The sequence below is a fragment of the Lewinellaceae bacterium genome (genome assembly GCA_020636135.1).
Taxonomy (GTDB): domain Bacteria; phylum Bacteroidota; class Bacteroidia; order Chitinophagales; family Saprospiraceae; genus JAGQXC01.
The window spans coordinates 909,879-932,487 of record JACJYK010000002.1; the positions used below are offsets into that span (position 1 = coordinate 909,879).

37 protein-coding genes are annotated in these 22,609 nt (G+C 37.0%); all 37 read right to left on the minus strand.

All coding sequences use genetic code 11. The annotated features are described in order from the left end of the window. Positions 1-33: 33 nt before the first annotated feature. On the minus strand, positions 34-660 hold the full coding sequence (locus H6570_18955) for a PorT family protein (protein MCB9321366.1): 627 nt from the start codon (positions 658-660) through the stop codon (positions 34-36). A gap of 299 nt (positions 661-959) precedes the next feature. Beyond that, the gene (locus H6570_18960; protein MCB9321367.1) at positions 960-1,364 is read right to left on the minus strand and encodes a hypothetical protein; all 405 of its coding nucleotides are present in this window, start codon (positions 1,362-1,364) and stop codon (positions 960-962) included. A 166-nt stretch (positions 1,365-1,530) separates the two neighbouring features. Beyond that, positions 1,531-1,818, minus strand: a complete 288-nt coding sequence (locus tag H6570_18965; GenBank protein ID MCB9321368.1) for a HigA family addiction module antidote protein — start codon at positions 1,816-1,818, stop codon at positions 1,531-1,533. Further along, positions 1,811-2,095 (minus strand): type II toxin-antitoxin system RelE/ParE family toxin, encoded by a 285-nt coding sequence (locus H6570_18970; protein ID MCB9321369.1) that lies wholly within the window; start codon positions 2,093-2,095, stop codon positions 1,811-1,813. Before H6570_18970 ends, H6570_18965 begins: the two co-directional genes overlap by 8 nt. A gap of 184 nt (positions 2,096-2,279) precedes the next feature. Then, entirely contained in the window at positions 2,280-2,708 is a 429-nt protein-coding gene (locus H6570_18975) for a PIN domain-containing protein (GenBank protein MCB9321370.1), read from the minus strand. Then, positions 2,698-2,952, minus strand: coding sequence for a hypothetical protein (locus H6570_18980; protein ID MCB9321371.1), 255 nt, complete (start codon positions 2,950-2,952; stop codon positions 2,698-2,700). The genes H6570_18975 and H6570_18980 overlap by 11 nt, the downstream gene beginning before the upstream one ends. Before the next feature lie 209 nt (positions 2,953-3,161). Continuing rightward, complete coding sequence (locus H6570_18985; protein MCB9321372.1) at positions 3,162-3,461, minus strand: helix-turn-helix transcriptional regulator; 300 nt, start codon at positions 3,459-3,461, stop codon at positions 3,162-3,164. Continuing rightward, positions 3,448-3,786, minus strand: coding sequence for a type II toxin-antitoxin system RelE/ParE family toxin (locus H6570_18990; protein MCB9321373.1), 339 nt, complete (start codon positions 3,784-3,786; stop codon positions 3,448-3,450). Before H6570_18990 ends, H6570_18985 begins: the two co-directional genes overlap by 14 nt. A gap of 105 nt (positions 3,787-3,891) precedes the next feature. Continuing rightward, positions 3,892-4,299, minus strand: a complete 408-nt coding sequence (locus H6570_18995) for a hypothetical protein (protein ID MCB9321374.1) — start codon at positions 4,297-4,299, stop codon at positions 3,892-3,894. 204 nt (positions 4,300-4,503) lie between these two features. Continuing rightward, a complete protein-coding gene (locus H6570_19000; protein MCB9321375.1) occupies positions 4,504-5,250 on the minus strand; it encodes a hypothetical protein in 747 nt (248 codons plus the stop codon). A gap of 142 nt (positions 5,251-5,392) precedes the next feature. Next, on the minus strand, positions 5,393-6,370 hold the full coding sequence (locus H6570_19005; GenBank protein ID MCB9321376.1) for a hypothetical protein: 978 nt from the start codon (positions 6,368-6,370) through the stop codon (positions 5,393-5,395). A 184-nt stretch (positions 6,371-6,554) separates the two neighbouring features. Next, positions 6,555-6,920 carry a transcriptional regulator gene (locus H6570_19010; GenBank protein ID MCB9321377.1) on the minus strand — a complete coding sequence of 122 codons (366 nt, stop codon included), beginning with the start codon at positions 6,918-6,920 and terminating at the stop codon, positions 6,555-6,557. Continuing rightward, on the minus strand, positions 6,917-7,213 hold the full coding sequence (locus H6570_19015) for a type II toxin-antitoxin system HigB family toxin (GenBank protein ID MCB9321378.1): 297 nt from the start codon (positions 7,211-7,213) through the stop codon (positions 6,917-6,919). The genes H6570_19010 and H6570_19015 overlap by 4 nt, the downstream gene beginning before the upstream one ends. Before the next feature lie 148 nt (positions 7,214-7,361). Further along, the gene (locus tag H6570_19020) at positions 7,362-7,601 is read right to left on the minus strand and encodes a hypothetical protein (GenBank protein MCB9321379.1); all 240 of its coding nucleotides are present in this window, start codon (positions 7,599-7,601) and stop codon (positions 7,362-7,364) included. Next, a complete protein-coding gene (locus tag H6570_19025; protein MCB9321380.1) occupies positions 7,598-8,002 on the minus strand; it encodes a hypothetical protein in 405 nt (134 codons plus the stop codon). Before H6570_19025 ends, H6570_19020 begins: the two co-directional genes overlap by 4 nt. Before the next feature lie 187 nt (positions 8,003-8,189). Next, a complete protein-coding gene (locus H6570_19030) occupies positions 8,190-9,719 on the minus strand; it encodes an alpha/beta fold hydrolase (GenBank protein MCB9321381.1) in 1,530 nt (509 codons plus the stop codon). Positions 9,720-9,887: 168 nt separating this feature from the next. Next, positions 9,888-10,193 carry a helix-turn-helix transcriptional regulator gene (locus H6570_19035; GenBank protein ID MCB9321382.1) on the minus strand — a complete coding sequence of 102 codons (306 nt, stop codon included), beginning with the start codon at positions 10,191-10,193 and terminating at the stop codon, positions 9,888-9,890. Then, positions 10,174-10,524 carry a type II toxin-antitoxin system RelE/ParE family toxin gene (locus H6570_19040; protein ID MCB9321383.1) on the minus strand — a complete coding sequence of 117 codons (351 nt, stop codon included), beginning with the start codon at positions 10,522-10,524 and terminating at the stop codon, positions 10,174-10,176. The genes H6570_19035 and H6570_19040 overlap by 20 nt, the downstream gene beginning before the upstream one ends. A gap of 191 nt (positions 10,525-10,715) precedes the next feature. Further along, entirely contained in the window at positions 10,716-11,468 is a 753-nt protein-coding gene (locus H6570_19045; GenBank protein ID MCB9321384.1) for a DUF4111 domain-containing protein, read from the minus strand. A gap of 212 nt (positions 11,469-11,680) precedes the next feature. Then, positions 11,681-12,046 carry a transcriptional regulator gene (locus H6570_19050; GenBank protein ID MCB9321385.1) on the minus strand — a complete coding sequence of 122 codons (366 nt, stop codon included), beginning with the start codon at positions 12,044-12,046 and terminating at the stop codon, positions 11,681-11,683. Then, positions 12,043-12,339, minus strand: coding sequence for a type II toxin-antitoxin system HigB family toxin (locus H6570_19055; protein MCB9321386.1), 297 nt, complete (start codon positions 12,337-12,339; stop codon positions 12,043-12,045). Before H6570_19055 ends, H6570_19050 begins: the two co-directional genes overlap by 4 nt. 211 nt (positions 12,340-12,550) lie before the next feature. After that, positions 12,551-12,850 carry a helix-turn-helix transcriptional regulator gene (locus tag H6570_19060; protein MCB9321387.1) on the minus strand — a complete coding sequence of 100 codons (300 nt, stop codon included), beginning with the start codon at positions 12,848-12,850 and terminating at the stop codon, positions 12,551-12,553. Further along, positions 12,837-13,175 carry a type II toxin-antitoxin system RelE/ParE family toxin gene (locus H6570_19065; GenBank protein MCB9321388.1) on the minus strand — a complete coding sequence of 113 codons (339 nt, stop codon included), beginning with the start codon at positions 13,173-13,175 and terminating at the stop codon, positions 12,837-12,839. Before H6570_19065 ends, H6570_19060 begins: the two co-directional genes overlap by 14 nt. A 105-nt stretch (positions 13,176-13,280) precedes the next feature. After that, positions 13,281-13,688: a hypothetical protein gene (locus tag H6570_19070; GenBank protein MCB9321389.1), complete on the minus strand. Its 408-nt coding sequence runs from the start codon at positions 13,686-13,688 to the stop codon at positions 13,281-13,283. A 168-nt stretch (positions 13,689-13,856) separates the two neighbouring features. Beyond that, on the minus strand, positions 13,857-14,150 hold the full coding sequence (locus H6570_19075; GenBank protein MCB9321390.1) for a hypothetical protein: 294 nt from the start codon (positions 14,148-14,150) through the stop codon (positions 13,857-13,859). Further along, positions 14,147-14,497: a hypothetical protein gene (locus H6570_19080; GenBank protein MCB9321391.1), complete on the minus strand. Its 351-nt coding sequence runs from the start codon at positions 14,495-14,497 to the stop codon at positions 14,147-14,149. Before H6570_19080 ends, H6570_19075 begins: the two co-directional genes overlap by 4 nt. A gap of 50 nt (positions 14,498-14,547) precedes the next feature. Continuing rightward, a complete protein-coding gene (locus H6570_19085; protein MCB9321392.1) occupies positions 14,548-16,095 on the minus strand; it encodes an IS1182 family transposase in 1,548 nt (515 codons plus the stop codon). A gap of 217 nt (positions 16,096-16,312) precedes the next feature. Next, positions 16,313-16,834 (minus strand): DUF4411 family protein, encoded by a 522-nt coding sequence (locus H6570_19090; GenBank protein MCB9321393.1) that lies wholly within the window; start codon positions 16,832-16,834, stop codon positions 16,313-16,315. Then, the gene (locus H6570_19095; protein MCB9321394.1) at positions 16,834-17,982 is read right to left on the minus strand and encodes an ImmA/IrrE family metallo-endopeptidase; all 1,149 of its coding nucleotides are present in this window, start codon (positions 17,980-17,982) and stop codon (positions 16,834-16,836) included. The genes H6570_19090 and H6570_19095 overlap by 1 nt, the downstream gene beginning before the upstream one ends. Continuing rightward, positions 17,983-18,366: a hypothetical protein gene (locus H6570_19100; GenBank protein ID MCB9321395.1), complete on the minus strand. Its 384-nt coding sequence runs from the start codon at positions 18,364-18,366 to the stop codon at positions 17,983-17,985. A gap of 169 nt (positions 18,367-18,535) precedes the next feature. Further along, entirely contained in the window at positions 18,536-18,835 is a 300-nt protein-coding gene (locus H6570_19105; GenBank protein ID MCB9321396.1) for a helix-turn-helix transcriptional regulator, read from the minus strand. After that, positions 18,822-19,160: a type II toxin-antitoxin system RelE/ParE family toxin gene (locus H6570_19110; protein ID MCB9321397.1), complete on the minus strand. Its 339-nt coding sequence runs from the start codon at positions 19,158-19,160 to the stop codon at positions 18,822-18,824. The genes H6570_19105 and H6570_19110 overlap by 14 nt, the downstream gene beginning before the upstream one ends. Before the next feature lie 105 nt (positions 19,161-19,265). Further along, complete coding sequence (locus H6570_19115) at positions 19,266-19,673, minus strand: hypothetical protein (protein MCB9321398.1); 408 nt, start codon at positions 19,671-19,673, stop codon at positions 19,266-19,268. A 207-nt stretch (positions 19,674-19,880) separates the two neighbouring features. Further along, entirely contained in the window at positions 19,881-20,792 is a 912-nt protein-coding gene (locus tag H6570_19120) for a T9SS type A sorting domain-containing protein (protein MCB9321399.1), read from the minus strand. 110 nt (positions 20,793-20,902) lie between these two features. After that, positions 20,903-21,751, minus strand: coding sequence for a hypothetical protein (locus tag H6570_19125; GenBank protein MCB9321400.1), 849 nt, complete (start codon positions 21,749-21,751; stop codon positions 20,903-20,905). Between the two features lie 145 nt (positions 21,752-21,896). Then, positions 21,897-22,196 carry a helix-turn-helix transcriptional regulator gene (locus H6570_19130; GenBank protein MCB9321401.1) on the minus strand — a complete coding sequence of 100 codons (300 nt, stop codon included), beginning with the start codon at positions 22,194-22,196 and terminating at the stop codon, positions 21,897-21,899. After that, positions 22,183-22,521, minus strand: coding sequence for a type II toxin-antitoxin system RelE/ParE family toxin (locus H6570_19135; protein ID MCB9321402.1), 339 nt, complete (start codon positions 22,519-22,521; stop codon positions 22,183-22,185). Before H6570_19135 ends, H6570_19130 begins: the two co-directional genes overlap by 14 nt. Positions 22,522-22,609 lie beyond the last annotated feature (88 nt).

The window sequence follows — 22,609 nt, forward strand, 5'->3', positions numbered from 1 at the left end:
CACTCATTCCATTTTTTCCCAGGCTTGCTCTGACTAATTCAAGGGGAAAAAATAACCCAGCGTATAATCAAATCCTACTTTATGAAATTTCCCTTTATTGGCAGCCTCGGTAAAAATGTCATTAAGACTAAGCATATAGCGACCGTCCACAAACAAAATCCCTTTACCCACACTTAAACCAAATCCGGTACCTGCAGCAATCCCATAATCCCAGGCATTGATCTGGTCCTTATCAATATCTAAAGTAATCTTATCGCCGTTCGAAGGTTTCTTAAAACCATTTATGACCTTTCCAATTGTTGGGCCGGCATTCAAATAGCTTTTTACAGTTCCCAGGTTGAATTTATATTTAGCCAGTAAATGCAAATCCAGTTCATTGAATATCCAGCGTGTCATAATCGTGCCATTGTCAAACAGGTAACCCTTTTGCAACCAGTTGATCTCGGGTTGCAACGCCCAATGGTTTCGGCCTTCGATTTCCAGCATAACAGCGGCGTGGCCGCCAAAGGTATTTTTAACGCCACCGGTTTTGTAGCCATCATCGGTGGTAACACTGGTAATGTTTACACCACCCTTCAATCCCAGGGATAGTTGGGCAGATGATGTAAACGGCAGCAGCAGCATTATTGCGACGTAGATTAAAATGAATCGGTCCTTCATGATACGAGGTTTGTAAATAAAGATCGGCTATTTTAAATTACAGTGGAGCAGGTGTGTCTAAATTATTTTTGAAGGTCTCCTTCTTTCACCCCCTTGTCACGCAAACGTGAACAAACGCATTTTGAAAACCAATCAATGGGTAAACACGTAACCCGGCCAGGGCAAATAGCTATTGTTGGTGACTGGACATCTTAACCCTTATTTTATAAACTCCGATGTCAAATGTCATATCAGACTTAATTCATCTCCTGGAAATAATCTGTCCGCAGAGCAGTGAATTTATCTGCTGGCGCTTACGATTAATTCTCAACTTTATTCAAAAACTCCGAAATCACCTTGGCTAATTGTTGTGGCTGGTCTATCATGGTCATATGAGCTGCACCTTCAATAATTTCTACACGAGCATTATTTGATAGCTTTTGGAACTCATACATTGTTTCAGGCCTGGCTTCATCATACTCACCGGTTACAAAAAGTATAGGTTCTGATATTTGATTGAGGTCTTCAGATCTGTCAAAGTCTTTCAGAGTTCCGGTAACATTAAATTCCGTGGTGCCCCACATGTAATGGTACACCTGATTGTTAAACCCTGGTTCATTGTCACATTTTTCGTCGGGCAGATTGGTGTATCCTTTTCGGGAAAGGTGCTTGCTTTGGTGTCGCGCGGAATGCGCGGCAAGCAAAAGTGCCAATGTTCGAAACACAGTCACTGTCTAGCAGCATTGTGCATAACGTTCAAGTGTAGCCGAAGTAGTGGGCTTGAAGCCGTTAGTCGGTAACACGTAATGTTTTTCTAAGTTGGTCAGATTTATCCAAAGGCCATCTAAAGCCCGCTATTTCATGTTACACGCTGTTGTACCTCGTTTTAATTTAATTTAATACATTTATTTTTTCCAATTCCCTTTCCAACTTGATATGTTCTTCTTCAAGATCGAAATCATTTTGGAGGCCCAACCAAAATTTGGCTGATGTTCCGAAATATTTAGAAAGTCTTAAGGCAGTATCAGCTGTGATCCTTCGATTTCCTCTTAAAATCATACTTGTTCTAGTTTGAGGTATGCCAATATCTTTTGAAAGTTTATAGGCACTAATTCCCATCGGTTTTAGGAATTCCTCGAGCAGTACCTCACCTGGGTGAATATTCTTAAGTCTAGTCATGATAATCAACTATTTTTACTTCGTAAGCGTTAGATGATCTCCACTTGAAGATGACTCGCCATTGGTTGTTAATCCTGATGCTGTGGAATCCTTGAAGATTCCCAGTGAGTTTCTCCAATCTGTTTGCGGGTGGAACTCTCAGATCGTTTATGTTCGCTGCGTTGTTGATCATTCTTAACTTTCTTCTGGCCACATTTTGAATCTGATTGGGTAGATGTAACGATCTTATCCCTTCCCAGATCTTTAGCGTTTCATGATCTCCAAATGAACTAATCATCTTAATCGTTACTAATAACGCCTAAGATAAGTAATAAGTTTCAATTTGCAATGAGGTACAACGTCTAGGGCGCATTCGCCGTCCCGCCTGATTCATTTCTTCTAAGTTACGATGTTTGTTGTTGGTTTCAAGGTTTTAATGCGTTGTGGCCTCTTTAAGGCGGGATGGTCGTTGTCGCGCCTTGTTATCTCTCGTCATTGATTGTTTTCAAATAATTTTCAGATGTAAATACAGCAATTTTGGATTTTTCATAATCTTTAGTATTTCTCGTTATGATAGCATCTATTCCATCTATTGTTAATGCAGATGAATATTGGATAGAATCTTCAAAATCCTTAAAATCATTTTTTAATGCTTGTATTATTTCTTTTTTGGTTGTACCCACTATTTCTGCTATTTCGATAAGGTCTTCTATAATTTGAAGTGCCATATTGTGCCCTAAATACTTTCTGATTATATAGTATATGTTATTAACACTTACTGCAGAAACATAAAGTTTGATTATGCCTAACTCATTCAATTCAAATACCCTACTTGCTGGATTTGCGAATGGTTCTCTGTCTGTAAAGAAGTCAATGATGACATCTGAGTCAATAAAAACTTTAGACTTCATATTTCTTTGTCAGTTCTTCTTCTAAATCCTTTTTGTAATCAAAATCTTTATCAACCTTTAATATGCCTCTCAATCGCTGTATTCTGGGGGACAATTGTTTTGGCTTTATTTCTCGACTCTCTTTTGTGATGAGTTTGAAGTAGTTTTCAACTAAGTCAGATAGGCTCTGACCCTTTACTTTGGCGTATTCTTTCGCCTCCTCGATGATCTCCTTCTCTATTGTTAATGTTAGCTTGGTGTTCATTGCTAATAGCTTTCTTCAAATATACGTATTGAATTTGGCTAATGCAACACGTGTATCACTAGGGGTGATGAGAGATAACGTCCAAGGCTATGAGCAGTGGCGGTTCATGGCATCATTTACTTAAATAGTATCATGTATGTCTATGGTCATACTCTTCGTCAGGTTCTAATGCCGACATTGCTTATAGCCGCTGTTATCTCGGGTTCATTTTAATTGATTGATATGGTTATTTTCTTACCCAATCCCAATTCAAATATTTTATATAATGTTGATAATTGAATATCTGTTTTACCGTTTTCAATTCTGGATATATAGCTTTTTTTAGCTCCAATTTTATCTGCAAGTTCTTCTTGGGTGAGGTGTGCTTGTAATCTTTCTTCTTTTAACATTTCACCTATGATGAAAGCTTTCGCTTTAGCTTCAAATTCATCTCTTACTTTTGTTCCTAGCTCACCGTACCTCTCGGTTAAATGTTCTTCTAGTGTTGTCGTATGCTTAGCGTTTGCCATCGAAATACTCCTTTTTAACTTGTTTCGCTTTGTTAAGCTCTGATTTTGGGGTTTTCTGTGTTTTCTTAGTAAAACCATTCATAAGAATCACCAGGTTCCCCTCATCATAGCAAAAGAAGATTCTATAGATGTTGCTTCCTTGTTTAATCCTTAAATAAAAGAGATTGGATTCTTCTGCACTGCCAACATATCTGCCAGGGATTTGCCTTGTGTATTGCAAATAGTAGAGGCCAAGGTCGATCTTCTCTTGAACTTTGGTGGACTGACTATCATAGAACTCTTTAAAGTACGTTTTGAAGTAGACAACGTTCCGAATCTTCTCCATCTTCAAAGTTAACTAATAATGGAACTAGACGCAACTTTATTGTGTCCTTTGAGTATCATTTTGACCCTTTTGATTTGAAGCTTACGAACCATTTTAAGAGTCATTTCAGCACATCCAATATTTCTTTCCTTCGAGATCGATGATTGCGGGTCCACCTGTACACCCACCAATCTCGTCTAATTCAACATCACTTTCGGTGTGCGTGATGATCCATGGCCCGGATTTGTGTTTCTTTAATATCCCTTCATCAAGCACTTCTCCTTTTTTGATGCCTGATAGTTGTCCATCTCCTTCGTAGATGACTTTAACCGAATCTCCTTTGATCTCAACGGCTACTTTCTCATTCATGGTCTTTCCATCCCATTCAGCAAATGCAATGTCGTAACGATAGGTGCCATCTGGAGGTATGGTATCAGCTGCTCTATTTATTTGATCAAATGTTTCTGTTCCGACCTCTACGGTTCTAGTGATATCCACTGTAGGAATATTCTGCACATCAGCTGAATATGCCAAGTAAATGGTTAAAGTAAAGATCAATGTGAGTTGAAGTAATTTCATCGCTTGAACGCTGTGTTTTGAATCCGAGATAACGGTTGGGCTATAAGTAGTTGCGTGGGTAAGCACTTAATCCTGCAATTACACCTAACTGAAAATCCGCGAGGATTTTCGGAAGCAGGCGAGAACAAGCAATTAATTATAGCCATTGTTGTGCTTTCGTTATTTTTCTAATTCGGTATTTATGATTTCAGTAATTCCTTCGGCTTCTTTTATGTTTTGATCAAGACTAATCCTTGATGAATTGTAAATATTAGCTTTCCATATAAGATACGTTTCAATACCTATATAGATGTCTGCATTTTTATTTTCAATGTTTATCATTTGTCTCAATTGGGGTTGATTGAGAAACTTACTTTGCTGTTGTAAAACTGATCCACCTCTTAATGCCGCTTCTTTCAATAAATCATTCAGATTGTCCATGTTGGCTGTAAATGTCCTTACGCTCTGAACTTTACTTTTGTTGTATTGAGTCAATAAACTACGAAGGTTGGGATTAAATAATTTGATATCCCCTGTGTTTATGAGCGTTTCAATGGTACTTGTTTTATATTCTAGATTTATAGTATTAAAATTATTTTTTAGAATGCTAGCAAAAATTTCAGTTATGCTCAAATTGGGTTTTGCATAGATGTTGTTATAGTCTTGTATTTTATTTATTTCTACTGTTAATGATAATATTCTTTCTTTAGCATAGTTGTTGTCATTTTCAAAATCAGATAAAAGTTGTTGATAGTATTTTTCCTTTAATTTTCCTTCTTTTTTTGATTCATTCCAGTTGTTTATTTGAAGAGCAATTAATATTCCAATAACAACCAATACAATCTCACCAATGGCGTATTTTAGGTAGTTGGTGGTTTTGCCTTCAGCCAAAAGCGATTTACGGATATTTCTAAAGAATTTTATCATTGGTTAATGGTTGGTCGTAATGAAGCACAACGTTTAGGGCGCATGCGACGTCCCGCCTTCTTAATGATTCTTCCTAGTTACGATGATTGTTGATTGATTCATGTTCTTTCTTTGTCCTGGTATCTTTAAGGCGGGATGGTCGTTATCGTGCCATGTTAGTGGCCGTAATATTACTTCCCCATAGTGTAAGGGCCAATAAGCTGTCATCTTTATCCTTCATAACGTCTTCCCATCTTATTCTTGTCATCTGTATCTCGGTCAGCTTGCTTTTGTATTTATTATCCTTCATCCGTGATAGTTCACTGTATATTTCAGCTCCTATTTCATCAGCACCTGGCAGTACTACTCCATAAACCTCAGTCAGGTTCCCTGATTTAATACTAATTGTTACAAGATATCCTTTTAAATTTGGTGGTTTTTTGAAATAATAAAGATCTAAGGTATTTGGGAAAATGCTATTTGTGTATACTCCTTCAAATTTGCTCTCTTCATTATTGTAATTCATTATTAAGTTTCTAAGCTTGTCAGAATTTACACTATATATAAATGCATACCCCAGTTCTTTAAAGGCTTTTAAATAGGCTGTTCTTAATAGTGCCAAATCAAATTTATTTTTATCAAATGTTTGTATTGTAAAGTTTACATCAAATTTTAATTGTTCGCTCTTAAAAATGTTCTCGATGGCATTATGAAATTTAGGGTTTGTTCGCTCCGGGTTAAATAAGAAATTTGCCTTACCATCTCTATTGAAGAAAATTCTGCCATTTGTGGGAATACTATTGTTTATCATGAATGAGGCGTTTTTTGAAGCGCCAGGTGTTTTATCCCCGAATTTCTTCGTCTCCAACATTTTTTTTAACTGACTATCAAATATGCTTCCATGGCTATTATTGCATTGTTTACAGGTTAATACCGTTTCTTTGCCACCAACACTGCTTGGGAGTATATGCTCCAGTGTCAGTGGTGTTTTTGAATTATGTTTCAAGCTTGATCTTTCAAATGATCTTTTGCAGAGTGGGCATACATATATATCATCTTTTTTAAATTTGATGTTTGGGAAGAATGATAATATATCCTTAAGGTTGTTTGAATATTTATTGAATAGTTCTTCTTTATTCATGATTTTGATTCTTTACTATATGCCCGCTAACGTTTTGGGCGCATGCGCCGTCCCGCCCCTCTATTGCTTCTTCCAAGTTACAATGTTTGTTAATGGTATCATGTTCTTCCTTGCGCGTATCTATTTCAGGCGGGATGGTCGTTATCGCGCCATGTTATGTCTCGCCAAGAATCTTTTAACAAGTTCAATTCAATTGGTAGTCTTGGATTAGTACGGATGGTGTTAATTTAAGCTTTTCGGTCAGATTTCGAATCATTTTCACGGTTAGTTTCCTCTTCTTATTTAATACTTCCGAAACGATTCCTTTTGAACCTATTACCCCCACTAAATCTTTCTGTTTTAGTTCCATTTCTTCCAATCTTATCTTAATCGCTGTGATGGGATCTGGAGCTTCAATTTTATAGTTCTCTTCTTCATAATTTTCAATGAGTAAGGCCAGTAGCTCAGCTTCTTGTCCTTCTTCTGTGTTGGGTTTGGCATCGAAGATCTCATTCAATCTTTCCAATGCTTTTTCGTATTCTATATCTGTTTTAATCAATTTCATTTTCAGATGTTGTTTGCATCAATAGTATCATAGTCTTTGTGAGTGCCAATAAATCGAATGAATAGCCATTGTTTTTCGTAGTTGATTTTAGCTATCAGTCGGTAATCGTTTCCTTTGATGTTGAACACTACCCTTGAGTTCTTGAGGATGCTTACAGTTGCATAGAACTGTTTTATATCATCGGGCTTGTTCCAGGTAGCTCCTTTCACCGTTTCATACCATGTCTCCAGATAGTCCTTTGAATCTGGGTACTTTCCCCAAAACTCTCTAATCGTTTTCTTGGCTACGATACGTTTCACGCTTCAAAGATACAAAGTTTTCAATATGAGAACAACCTTTATCGTGTTAAGGCCTATTGGGTATGGCTGGTGAGACATAACGTGATGGCGGAATGCGGCGGCTGGGGCGATAGCCCAGGTGACGTCATGACCGCTTGTTATACTGCGTTTATACTTCCCATTGACTTGTTTCACTGAACTCAATTCTTACTGACTTTGCATATGTTGTAACTTCCTTCATCGTACTTGAAATTGGGAAAGGATCAATTTCACTATCAATTATTAGATGCATATGATCTCTTGACCGTTTAACGAACATTAGGTAGTCTATCAATTCATCTATTCCTTGTTCATCTGCTACAATTTCTATCTGTTCAGGTATTCCCTTGAATGTCAATATTGATATCATCCTTTTAGTTTATGTACACCAGATTCCAAATACTCTTTCCACAAAATCAAATTCTCCCTAGTTATAGGGAAACCAATTCCGGGATTGTCCCACTCCAATATCACATTTGATACACGTTCCCCAATGTCCCCAAATTCATTCCATGAAAAATAATCTGATCCAATTAATGCAAATGCTATTGTATTTATATTTTCACTGGAAATGTCTCCTTCGATAGCATCATTGCATAAATTTAAGAGATGGTTCATGGTGACGGTGTACTCTCCTGTATCATCCATTATTTCAATATCAACTTCGGATGTATCGTATCCAGTTCTCATCCTACTTCCGTTAACATCTTCATTTAAAACCTCTGCAGAGATTTTACCATCAAAATATTTCTTGAGAATTTCCTCCTTCATTTTCTTTTTATACAGTATAACGGTGAGTATATGCAAAGTAGGCGATTGCGGGCTTCATACCTATCAAACCGTGACAATTTTGAAGCGGGCTACAACCGTTGAATTTACTACTTTCTCGCATATTTTGTATATACATTGTTATAGGGTGTTTTTTCTCAAGTATTCACAAAGAGTGTTCGAAGTTGCATCATCGTACTAAATGCAACTGTCGTGTTTTAGCACAATCTGTATTTAACTTTTGTGTTGGATCAGCAAAGAATTGGTGTCCAAGTTGTAAAGCACATTTCCAGTATTCAAGGTCTTCCGAATTGGGTAATTCTACTGGAAACTGTCCGTGTATACCATTTTTGAAAACGACATTTATTGCATTAGCATAAAGCATTTCTATTTTATAGCCGACGATACATGACGAGGAAGCATCCAACTCACCAGTAAAAACTAACTGTGGGCCATCATAATAAACGTGTGAGTTTGCAATCTGCTCAGCTTGACCAGAGGGCCACAGATCACATACTGAAGAGCCTCCGAACTCAGGAAGAAAAGAACGCACAATTTCAGAATTTGCTATGGCTTTGTCATATTCACATTTTGACTCGAATGGCTTGCTCTCATTACAGTATACGGATAAGTTTTGTCCTAAACTCTGTTGGGCATAAATCGGTTCAAGCGGTCGAACCTTATCGAGCCCTTCTTCTTTTCTCATTTTTTGCTGGGTCTCGAACATGAGTTGGCCATCGCCACGAGCTGCTGCATCCATGAGAATCAGGAGGTTCTGTATTCGTTGTTCGTAAGTCGAATAACCTCTTGGATATAACCAGTTACGAATAAAGTATATCAATTTAGAGTCATTGTATGATTGTTCACCGACTAATAAGGGCTGCTCCCTGAGTCGAACTAATGTTTCAGTAAAACGGCTACGTAATTGTGGAAATTTAGAAGAGCAGGCTGAGTCTACTGCACATTTAGTAAATAGCTTATTTAACGCGACATCAAGACCAATAGCATCATCGATAAGTTCCTGACCTTCAGGTAAAGCAGGGCCATCATGAATTATTGCACGAACGCTTGAAGGATAATAACGAGCCATTGTAAATGCAAGTCTGCTTCCATAGGAAATCCCCCAAAGATTCCACTGATTCATACAAAGTGCTTTTCTGAGTTCTTCCATATCATTGGCACTATTTGCACTGTTATATTGCGAAAGGTCAATTCCCTGTTCAATAAGATTGTCTCTGCACTTTTCTAAATCAAAAGGATTGTCCTGGTCATCAGGGCAATATAGCTGAGGTATAGATCGACCAGTTCCTCTTTGGTCAAAAAATACCCAATCTCTGTCAACCACTACATCGTGTATAAGAGGACTCGTTACCAGAGTTTCAGCAAAGTATAGGCTAGGCATTCCAGGACCACCGCTTAGGAAAAGAACTGGATTTTCAGGATCCGAATTTTTATGAGCCTTAATCACCATGAAAGCAATTTCAATGGATCGACCTTCTGGTGCATTATAATTTTCAGGCACCTTAAGCCGGCCGCAAATTACAGGAAGCTGGGCTTTACTAGAATCGAACGGACACGAAATCCTCTTCCATAAAGTTTTGACTTGGGTCGGTTCGATACTTTGTGCCAATGCGCAATTTTGAAATAACATTAAAAATACAATAGAATACCCATAATTAGCAAGTTTCAGAGTTGTCAACATTTTTAAAAGTTGTTTCATGTGTATTATTTTTTTGAAATGCCCTATAACGTCTAAGTGTAGCCGAGGTAGCGGGCTCTATTGGGTCCTCTAGTCGGTAACACATTGTATTCTTCTAAGTTAGTCATTTCATTCGTAAGTTTCTAAAGCCCGCTATCTTGTGCTACACCGTGTTATCTGGGGCTCCATTCATATTTTAATTGACAATTCTAGTTCACCGCCAAATCCTAATTCAACTATTTTCTGGATCGTTGATAATCTTGCCTCTTTAATATTGTTTTCTATTTTTGATATATAGGATTTTGTAGTACCAACTTTATCAGCTAATTCTTGTTGAGTCATTCCCTTTTTATGCCTGGCTTCTTGAATGAGTACTCCTAACTTGAAATCTTGATATCCTTTCTCAAGTTCTTCTCTGGCTACTGTGCCTCTTTTACCGAAATGTTCCTCTTTCAGTTGCTCCAACGTTTTAAGATTACTTTCTTTCTTTTTCATATTCATCTTTTATCTTAAGAGCTTTTTCAATTTCTGTTTTTGGTGTTTTTTGTGTTTTCTTTTGGAAGCCATTCATCAACACAACTAATTTGTCTTGATCAAAGAAGCAGAAGATTCTGAAGTTGTCGGTTCCAAATTTCACCTTTACTTCGTATAATCCATCCGTGTTCGTTAGGTGTTTTAAGTACTTCTCAGGCACCACTTCAATATCTTCGATCAATTCCAATGTCCAGATGATCTTTTGTTTCACCTTAATTCGCTGTTTAACAAAGAATTGATCAAAGTAATCTTTGTATCGAACTACCTTTCGAAACTTCTTTGGTGGATTCACTTTTCAAAGATACTGCTTGTTTCACTAAAGGGCAACATCATATCCGCTTCTTAAGTACCTTTATGACTATTTGGAGGCTCTTTTAATGTAAGTGGCTGTTTTGTGAGTTACAGTCCCAGCTAACGGTTAGTACACCTGCCGTACGACCGATAGGGAGTATGGTCACGGTGTACATTGTTCTCAGCTGGTTTCTATTTACTTAGCGCTTGATCAATTCTTCTTTCTACTTGTTTAATTAACCTCAAAATTTCTTCTTCTGTAATGTTCTCAGTGCTATTATTTTGCCGAATTCTTAATGCCTTTTGCACGGTTAAATTACTTGGTTCTCTAATTAAGAATTGCTTTCCACCATTTGTTTTTGAGTGAAATCTATTTGTTTCTATATATTGAAGTATTCTACAGGCGTTCAAAACTGAATTTTGACCTTTCGGGTCGTGAAAGTCATCCAATAAATATCCCATTTGCCAATGTAAAATTTGCTTCAGCGCATTTAATATCAATTTACTGTCTACTTTTTGAAAGTTTATTGATTGCTCACTTTCGTAAATTTTAATGCCATTCTGTCGGCATAGTTCTATAAGAATTAGCATTTCAGTACTTGATCCTTCTGACCACCTTTCTTCAGGCCAATTCATCCCAGTAGAAAACCAAAATTCATAGCTTGGTTTATTCTTAATTACTTCAACATTCTGTTTAGTCATCAAAACAATATCTAATCCCGCTGCAAGACATGATTTTTTTGTCTCATTTAATATCTTTTCTAATTGGTCTTTTTCAAATGTTGTCAATGAACTATTTGTTATTCCAAAAACATCAATATCGCTTCTATTTTCAATATAGTCCCCAAAACTTGTAGAACCAATAATATAGAGACTGATTAATTTCTTTTGCAATACTAAATTAAGTCTATTAACCAACTCATTAATATATTCACTTTGAATCATAGGCCTTAGAAACTACTGTGGACAATTTAATAACATTGTTGTGATAACTTGCTGAGAACGTTTAGGGCGCATGCGACGTTCCGCCTGCTTCATTTGTCCTGTGTTACTTTGTTTGTTTATTGTTTCATGTTTTTCATGTGTTCCGGCCTCTTTAAGGCGGAATGGTCGTTATTGCGCCATGTTATGTCTCGCCAAGAATCTTTTTAACAAGTTCAATTCAATTGGTAGTCTTGGATTAGTACGGATGGTGTTAATTTAAGCTTTTCGGTCAGATTTCGAATCATTTTCACGGTTAGTTTCCTCTTCTTATTTAATACTTCCGAAACGATTCCTTTTGAACCTATTACCCCCACTAAATCTTTCTGTTTTAGTTCCATTTCTTCCAATCTTATCTTAATCGCTGTGATGGGATCTGGAGCTTCAATTTTATAGTTCTCTTCTTCATAATTTTCAATGAGTAAGGCCAGTAGCTCAGCTTCTTGTCCTTCTTCTGTGTTGGGTTTGGCATCGAAGATCTCATTCAATCTTTCCAATGCTTTTTCGTATTCTATATCTGTTTTAATCAATTTCATTTTCAGATGTTGTTTGCATCAATAGTATCATAGTCTTTGTGAGTGCCAATAAATCGAATGAATAGCCATTGTTTTTCGTAGTTGATTTTAGCTATCAGTCGGTAATCGTTTCCTTTGATGTTGAACACTACCCTTGAGTTCTTGAGGATGCTTACAGTTGCATAGAACTGTTTTATATCATCGGGCTTGTTCCAGGTAGCTCCTTTCACCGTTTCATACCATGTCTCCAGATAGTCCTTTGAATCTGGGTACTTTCCCCAAAACTCTCTAATCGTTTTCTTGGCTACGATACGTTTCACGCTTCAAAGATACAAAGTTTTCAATATGAGAACAACCTTTATCGTGTTAAGGCCTATTGGGTATGGCTGGTGAGACATAACGTCCAAGGCTATGAGCAGTGGCGGTTCATGGCATCATTTACTTAAATAGTATCATGTATGTCTATGGTCATACTCTTCGTCAGGTTCTAATGCCGGCATTGCTTATAGCCGTTGTTATCTCGGGTTCATTTTAATTGATTGATATGGTTATTTTCTTACCCAATCCCAATTCAAATATTTTATATAATGTTGATAATTGAATATCTGTTTTACCGTTTTCAATTCTGGATATATAACTTTTTTTAGCTCCAATTTTATCTGCAAGTTCTTCTTGGGTGAGGTGTGCTTGTAATCTTTCTTCCTTTAACATTTCACCTATGATGAAAGCTTTCGCTTTAGCTTCAAATTCATCTCTTACTTTTGTTCCGAGCTCACCGTACTTCTCGGTTAAATGTTCTTCAAGGGTTGTTGTTTGCTTAGCGTTTGCCATCGAAAAACTCTTTTTTAATTTGTTTTGCCTTGTTAAGCTCTGATTTTGGGGTTTTCTGTGTTTTCTTAGTAAAACCATTCATAAGAATCACCAGGTTCCCCTCATCATAGCAAAAGAAGATTCTATAGATGTTGCTTCCTTGTTTAATCCTTAAATAAAAGAGATTGGATTCTTCTGCACTGCCAACATATCTGCCAGGGATTTGCCTTGTGTATTGCAAATAGTAGAGGCCAAGGTCGATCTTCTCTTGAACTTTGGTGGACTGACTATCATAGAACTCTTTAAAGTACGTTTTGAAGTAGACAACGTTCCGAATCTTCTCCATCTTCAAAGTTAACTAATAATGGAACTAGACGCAACTTTATTGTGTCCTTTGAGTATCATTTTGACCCTTTTGATTTGAAGCTTACGAACCATTTTAAGAGTCATTTCAGCACATCCAATATTTCTTTCCTTCGAGATCGATGATTGCGGGTCCACCTGTACACCCACCAATCTCGTCTAATTCAACATCACTTTCGGTGTGCGTGATGATCCATGGCCCGGATTTGTGTTTCTTTAATATCCCTTCATCAAGCACTTCTCCTTTTTTGATGCCTGATAGTTGTCCATCTCCTTCGTAGATGACTTTAACCGAATCTCCTTTGATCTCAACGGCTACTTTCTCATTCATGGTCTTTCCATCCCATTCAGCAAATGCAATGTCGTAACGATAGGTGCCATCTGGAGGTATGGTATCAGCTGCTCTATTTATTTGATCAAATGTTTCTGTTCCGACCTCTACGGTTCTAGTGATATCCACTGTAGGAATATTCTGCACATCAGCTGAATATGCCAAGTAAATGGTTAAAGTAAAGATCAATGTGAGTTGAAGTAATTTCATCGCTTGAACGCTGTGTTTTGAATCCGAGATAACGGCCGGTGCAAACGCAGTAGGCCCGCATAGGGGCTATTGCCGTTTTGCATTTTGTTAGGTAGCGTTTTCTTCTCTATTTAACTCTTTTTTTTAGGTCAATAATCCACAAACCAGGCCACCAATTAATCCCAATGCCATTATTGGTTTAAAGGCCTTTGTTATCAGAGCATCAGGGAAACTCAATACTCCACCAATAATTAATCCTTTTAGCCAACCATGTATTGGCAGGTCAATGTTGAAAATTATGAACCCAATTGAAAATCTGTTGACGAAAGAGGCTATTATCGCTTTTCTCTTATCTTCAAATTCCATAAAAAGCATTGGAATTATTGAGACAATTCCCAAAATTAATCCTGCTATTAAGCCTTTGATGATGTTGTTCATGTTGTATTTTTTATATCGTAGGCAGATTTTAGCCAATTAATCAACTCGCTATCCACTTCGTTTAAACTCTCCAATTTAATTGTATGCTTAAATCTGTTTGCGGAAATTATTTCAATTTTTTGTATTCGTTCGCTGTCAATTGCAAAATTTGTGTGGATTTTCAATAAGATATAATTTTTTCGTGTGTAAACCCCTGCAAATCCCGATTTGTTATCCAAATGGATACTTGACTTTTTAGGGGATTGAATTACAGTTCCAAATTTTTGGCACTCTGAAATTATTCTGTCATATATTTCCCTGACAATTGGTTCGTTTTTCTTGAAATGTTCATTTATTGAGTATTCCATTTTCTTTTTTTTAATGCTACCTAACGGGAGTCTGTGCATCAACTCCCTATCTAATTTATCTTTTGTGTTGTCCTAAACTGTGGCAGCTGAGGGTATGTTAAAAATGAAAGTTGAATGTGGCGTACCATCAAGACTGTCAGCAGTATATTATCAAATATAGTCAAAAAAGCGTCTTTTAGGCGCTTGAGGAATACCGAAAATCCAAGTATAGAAACAGTTCTCCTGAGATTGTAGGTTGAGAATAGAAGTGCGATCTCACCAAGTATTTGATCCTTTCCTTTCATGAGGACATAAGTGAAATCCCATTGTCTTTTGAAAGTTCCGAATTGATGCTCAATGATTTGTTGACGTTGGCGGTAGTAGTCTGGTTTTTGATGTACTCGCTTATTGTTGCGATCAATAGAAGATTGGAATTCGATTCGTTGGATGATTCTGCCATTTCTGGCATTGGTGCATTGCGATCGAATGGGGCAATGCTTGCAATCAGCTGTTCTGTAATGTTTAAAACGTGCAGCTGGATGTTTGGGCTTTTTAGATTTGCGATGGTAGATCATTTCATTGGATCGCAAGATGGAACCATTGGGGCAACGATAGGTATCGGATCCAGGGTGATATTTGAAGTCCTCGACCGGGAAGACTTGATTGGTGATATTGGCTGAGTTGGCTTTAGGTGAAACATAAGTGGTAACGTTGAGGGCTTCACAGGCTGCTAGCTGGGCGGCGGTATGATATCCTTTATCAGCGAGTACATCAAACTTAGTGATTTCCAAGTTTTCTTGAACCTGGAGGACCATGGATTCGAGGGCATGGGTATCATTGACATCACCGGTATCAAAGGCAGCGAGGAGCTTGTGTTTAGCATCACTAGCTGCTTGGATGTTATATCCTACGTTGACAATATTTCGGTGTAGGATAACAGCTTGAGCATCGGGATCGGTAGTGGACAGTTGTTCTTTACCGGATTGGATGATTTCATCTCCAAGTTCGCAGTACTGATTCCACTTGTCAATCTGATCGTTGATCTTGGCATGCAGCTGCTCTTTTTCTTCGTCATCATCAGCTTGATCGAGTTCTTCACAGTAAGCATCGATTTTGGCATCGATGTAATCCAGGTGCCGGTGGATTTTGGCCAAATTGTAGTTGTTTTTGAGGCTATTTTGAGCCCGGACTTTAAAAGAGTCGATCGCAATGGTTTTGCCCTCAATAAGTCTCCAGCCTTTGAGCATGGCAACAAAATGGCGAAAGACCTGACGAAAAGCTAGTGCATTCTGCTTGCGGAAATTAGCAATGGTCTTATAGTGAGGTCGTCTACCTTTTAAAAGCCAGATGACTTCCAGATTGACCTTACAGGCATGTTCTAGTTTACGGCAGGACCGGATGCCATTCTGATAGCCATAGAGATAAAGTTTGAGGAGTACACCTGGGTGAAACGGTGGGCGACCCTGTTCATTTAACTCAAGGTTTTTGAAATCAAACTGCTCTAGAGGAAGCACATCAATAAAAGCATCGATAATACGAACAAAAGCTTCTGGGTCGACCATTTGTTCGATCGAAGAGATGAACATTTGTTCGCGATCTTGACCTTCGACAAAGTCCATAATATATGTTCGTTGGTGATAGTATTAATTTACGAAAAAAGTATCACATTAAAAAATATAATTATAGGTTATTGCACAGTCTGACGGTCAAGTATAAGAGCAGTAGCGGATTTCAAGGCGATTAATTGTCCGCCACCACAAAAGTTTACTAAATGCACAGACCTTGATTTTACCACTTCATCCGCTATTGCTCTTATACAATGTTGTGCCTCGTTTTTTATTTTTTTCTTTCCATTCTTAATCCTCTTTCAATAAGAAAGTCATTTATGTCAATACAGCGAACCCCGTTTCTCTTCGAAACCGCTGGAATCTTATTGTTCTTTGTTTTGCTTTCACTTGCTATCAGTGTACAATTATGCACCTTGCAATAACCAATTAAGTATGGGTCAGCTTCTTCTTTTCCTTCTGCCTGCTTTCGAGCATTTAAAAAGCCTGTATTATACTCAGCATTGATAATCGGTATTGCTTCGTTGAAACTTGCTGCATCCGTATCAACCAATAAATGTTTTTTCCACTTTTTAACCCACTTTTTTAAAAAATCCTCCTTGCCTTCATAGTCGTTTATTTCTTGTTCTACAAAGTCAATTGTCTTGAAACATCCTTGTTTTATTAAATCTTCAATTTCTTCCCAAATAGCAGCGAAAACAGGATTATCTTTCTTAAATGTTGATTCAAGCATGATTAGCCCACTCGTATCAATAACATAAACCGTATTTCCTTCGCTGAATAAATCCATCATTAAGCGTTGAGAAGTTGTCTTGTTTTCGGAATGTAGGACAACTTAACGCCTAAGAAATCAGACAAGTCCTTTAAGTTTATGCGGTTTTGGTCGTAGGCTTTAAAAGCTAAGCCGATGAATGTTCTTCCTTTTTCCTGAATCGCTTCTTTGGCTAAATTTCTGCCTTCAGGGTTCTTAGCTCTACCAAACTGCGGTTTGTTCCATTTTTCATGTTTCTCCTTGTAGAAAGATTTTGTTGTTAAACCATTTTCGAGAAGACTCCTTAAAATGGCAAGTGGCCCGACATGAAAATGATTCGCTAAATCAACCAAGTCTTTCTTAGCCCAAATCTTCTGATTCCGTGATTGATATTCATGCAAGATTCGCATTTGCAGAAGTTCAGATTTCGGAACCAATACTTCAGCGGCAAATGCATTGCACCATTTTTCTAATTCCCATACCGGGTTTAAGGACAAGTCACTTATCGCTCCTTCGTTTAATAGTATGTGCCCCAATTCATGGAAAAGTGTAAATATCTTTGAATGTGGTGGTTCTCCTCCTCTTTTGATTCCAATGATGGGAATGATGTCATCCACAATGGCAAAGCCTCTTACATTATCCTGCGTTAGGCTTAGCTGAAATACTGCCACTCCTAAAGATTCGATTCGTTCAATGTAAGCTTCTAATGCAATCCTGATGTTTTCAATTTCCCTGATTTCATTCAAATGGAGTAACTGACGGATTTTGCTCGCAACCTCTCGCGGGTCTTCCTGAATAGAACCGGATAAACTGAATCTCGGAAATGGAATGCCTATTTCTTCACGCAGTTCAACAAACGATTGAGCCAATGCCCTTGACTTACGAACTGCCATGATGGTTTTTTCATTGAAGTGCCCAAGCTCTTTTGAATCTATGGTTCGTCTGTCTTGTGGCAGCGGTTTTTCCTTTGGTGGTTTGTTTAATAAGAGTGTTGCGATGGTGCGTTTGTAGGTTTTGGAAAAGGTCTTCAGTTCCTCTAAAGTGGGCTGCTTTTCACCTGTTTCCAATTGAACCAAACGCTTTGGCGAAATACCCGTACTTTCAGAAGTTTGTGCACGATTCAAGGCAAGCGATTCCCTTGCCCAAACAAGGACTTCATGATTTACATTGATATGGATGTTGTCATTCATTTATCTGGTTACTAATTGCCTGTATTGAATAAACTCAATAGGATTGGAATTCGTGTTCAAATGAGTTTCAATAAACTCAATTCCTTCTGCTGTCAATCTGCCCACCAATTCAAAAGCCCCCCATCCCTGAAACTTTACGAAAAGCTGATTCACAAAATGGGTATTTGAAAATACAACTTCATGTCCATTTTCAAAATGGTTTGCAGCCATCGGGACATTGTTAAATTGTCTATTGGGTTCAGTGTGTGTCAGCATAATTCCATGAAAGTCACTGTTTCCATCGTAGAAATCATCCCAAACTACAGCAGGATGAAACAAGCCATTTAGCCAATCCCTTTTTGCAACTCTGCTCAAAGGCAATAATATATCTCCTTTACCAAACATTCCTTCGATCTGTTCTCTTTTTTTTTAATGGGGCACAACGTCCAAGGCTATGAGCAGTGGCGGTTCATGGCATCATTTACTTAAATAGTATCATGTATGTCTATGGTCATACTCTTCGTCAGGTTCTAATGCCGACATTGCTTATAGCCGCTGTTATCTCGGGTTCATTTTAATTGATTGATATGGTTATTTTCTTACCCAATCCCAATTCAAATATTTTATATAATGTTGATAATTGAATATCTGTTTTACCGTTTTCAATTCTGGATATATAGCTTTTTTTAGCTCCAATTTTATCTGCAAGTTCTTCTTGGGTGAGGTGTGCTTGTAATCTTTCTTCTTTTAACATTTCACCTATGATGAAAGCTTTCGCTTTAGCTTCAAATTCATCTCTTACTTTTGTTCCTAGCTCACCGTACCTCTCGGTTAAATGTTCTTCTAGTGTTGTCGTATGCTTAGCGTTTGCCATCGAAATACTCCTTTTTAACTTGTTTCGCTTTGTTAAGCTCTGATTTTGGGGTTTTCTGTGTTTTCTTAGTAAAACCATTCATAAGAATCACCAGGTTCCCCTCATCATAGCAAAAGAAGATTCTATAGATGTTGCTTCCTTGTTTAATCCTTAAATAAAAGAGATTGGATTCTTCTGCACTGCCAACATATCTGCCAGGGATTTGCCTTGTGTATTGCAAATAGTAGAGGCCAAGGTCGATCTTCTCTTGAACTTTGGTGGACTGACTATCATAGAACTCTTTAAAGTACGTTTTGAAGTAGACAACGTTCCGAATCTTCTCCATCTTCAAAGTTAACTAATAATGGAACTAGACGCAACTTTATTGTGTCCTTTGAGTATCATTTTGACCCTTTTGATTTGAAGCTTACGAACCATTTTAAGAGTCATTTCAGCACATCCAATATTTCTTTCCTTCGAGATCGATGATTGCGGGTCCACCTGTACACCCACCAATCTCGTCTAATTCAACATCACTTTCGGTGTGCGTGATGATCCATGGCCCGGATTTGTGTTTCTTTAATATCCCTTCATCAAGCACTTCTCCTTTTTTGATGCCTGATAGTTGTCCATCTCCTTCGTAGATGACTTTAACCGAATCTCCTTTGATCTCAACGGCTACTTTCTCATTCATGGTCTTTCCATCCCATTCAGCAAATGCAATGTCGTAACGATAGGTGCCATCTGGAGGTATGGTATCAGCTGCTCTATTTATTTGATCAAATGTTTCTGTTCCGACCTCTACGGTTCTAGTGATATCCACTGTAGGAATATTCTGCACATCAGCTGAATATGCCAAGTAAATGGTTAAAGTAAAGATCAATGTGAGTTGAAGTAATTTCATCGCTTGAACGCTGTGTTTTGAATCCGAGATAACGGTAAATTGTATGAGTAGTGGCAGATTGCGTGGTACTTTCCTATCAAACCTCTACGCAGTTTGAGCGGGCTACAAACCTTGATATTTAGCATTTTGCCTGCCATTACTTATACAAAATGTTAGCTGGCGTTATTCCTTTATTATCTTTTTAAATCCAATAATCTGATTGTTGATTTGCAAACGAATCACATAAACACCTTTATTTAAAAGAGATAAATCAATCTTTAAATTTGAATCAAGTGCTTTGTAAGATTTCACTACTCTACCATTCAAATCAAATAAATCTATTGTATAACTTGAATAATCTTTAGCTTTTATTTCTACAAAATCCTGAGCTGGATTTGGAAATAATTCAAATTGGTCAGAAGATTCTATGTTGTCAATACTAGTCCTGATATAAACGTAATCACAAGAATCTACAATCCCTGTTGAATACAATCCAATTTCAGAATCTTGATAACATCTTAATCCGCTTGTATAGTTTCCATCGCACGCAATATTTGACCATGGATACCAATTAAACATATATTTTACATCTCCAATTTTCTCAATTATTGTAGAAGTATATGTCTCAGGCATATTTTCATCATCTTTGTCATAAGTTACATACAATATTTTTAAGTCCTGACCATTTATTTGAGTTGTAGAAACGGAATCAACTGTTATTGTTAATGTATCAATATCTTGTTCTTCATCTTTTATTTTAATGATCCATGAATCTGCTGCTATTGCATTAAAATCATATAAGATTTGAAAATCATTAAATATCGTATCGAGGAAAAAAACAGTATCATTTCTTGTGAAAAGATATTCTATTTCAGGTCTATCATTACACTCTATTTTATGCCTTTTTGTTATTTTTTTGCAAGTTTCACCAAAAATCAAAGTGTCTTTTTCTGAAGTAAATTTTATGTAGTTAATATCACCTGAAAATGCAAACTGTTCATTATAATACCATTCTGCGCCAATTGGTGCAAAATCTTGTCCGTAGAATGTAATCGTTGAAATTACCATGATTATTGTTAATACAATTTTTCTCATAGGATTATATTTTAAGTTTCTAATTGTTCGTTTCGTTCACTTTAATGCCAGCTAACAGTCTGGCGATATGTGACGGCCGTCCTGGAGGGCGGCTGGCATCATACCGCTTGTTATCGATTTTTTCTTTCCATTTCTCTTTGTCTGTAAATCTTAATTAACTTTTCAATTTTTCCTGGATTAGGATAGAAATTTGAAAGCTCTATGTATTCCCCTAAATTGCCATTTGAATCTTTCGAACGATAATCTATATCAAGATACCATTTAGAACTTTTACCTCTACCTTGAAGCACTACATTTGCTTTCTTAACCTTGTTCCAAGAAACTATGTTTGCATTCTTAAATTGGATACCCTCGTTTGATAGTATAATTTGTGTTGAATTATCCAATGACTTCGGCAATAAGAAAATTCCTCCAAATATTGAGATGCAAATCAATAGTATGCTAATGAAGATTTCGCTATTTCTTATTTGAAAGTACGCTAATATTAAACATCCTAATATCAAAGCACCATAAATCCATTTTAAGGCTCTTGAATTCTTTACTATTGTTTTGTTAGGAACTGAACCATCGTCTTGAATTGATTCAAATTCATCATCTATCAGGAATTTATTCTCAATTTCTAACCATTTCTTTCTTTGTGCATTTGACCATATTTCAGTTTTATTGAACCAACTATTGACATTCCAAATAAGTTGCTGTTCAATTGCCTTCCTTTTAAGCTCATGGACATTTCTTACGTTTCCGAATGCAATAATTTTCCATCTTGTTATTTGAATACTCCACCAAAGCCACATAAATACAAAAGTTGAAACTCCAAGTAATCCTACAAGCCATCCATTTAATTTTAGGGTCGATAAGTAAATAGTTAGACCAAATCCAATTATCATAATTGCAAAAACAGGATAATTCACCATGAAGTGACCCTTTTTAAGTGCATTATTTACTGTTAATTGTTTCATCTAATTATCGATAACGTCCAAGGCTATGAGCAGTGGCGGTTCATGGCATCATTTACTTAAATAGTATCATGTATGTCTATGGTCATACTCTTCGTCAGGTTCTAATGCCGACATTGCTTATAGCCGCTGTTATCTCGGGTTCATTTTAATTGATTGATATGGTTATTTTCTTACCCAATCCCAATTCAAATATTTTATATAATGTTGATAATTGAATATCTGTTTTACCGTTTTCAATTCTGGATATATAGCTTTTTTTAGCTCCAATTTTATCTGCAAGTTCTTCTTGGGTGAGGTGTGCTTGTAATCTTTCTTCTTTTAACATTTCACCTATGATGAAAGCTTTCGCCTTTGCTTCAAATTGGTCTCTTTGTCTTGTTCCTAGCTCACCGTACCTCTCGGTTAAATGTTCTTCTAGTGTTGTCGTATGCTTAGCGTTTGCCATCGAAATACTCCTTTTTAACTTGTTTCGCTTTGTTAAGCTCTGATTTTGGGGTTTTCTGTGTTTTCTTGGTAAAACCATTCATAAGAATCACCAGGTTCCCCTCATCATAGCAAAAGAAGATTCTATAGATGTTGCTTCCTTGTTTAATCCTTAAATAAAAGAGATTGGATTCTTCTGCACTGCCAACATATCTGCCAGGGATTTGCCTTGTGTATTGCAAATAGTAGAGGCCAAGGTCGATCTTCTCTTGAACTTTGGTGGACTGACTATCATAGAACTCTTTAAAGTACGTTTTGAAGTAGACAACGTTCCGAATCTTCTCCATCTTCAAAGTTAACTAATAATGGAACTAGACGCAACTTTATTGTGTCCTTTGAGTATCATTTTGACCCTTTTGATTTGGAGCTTACGAA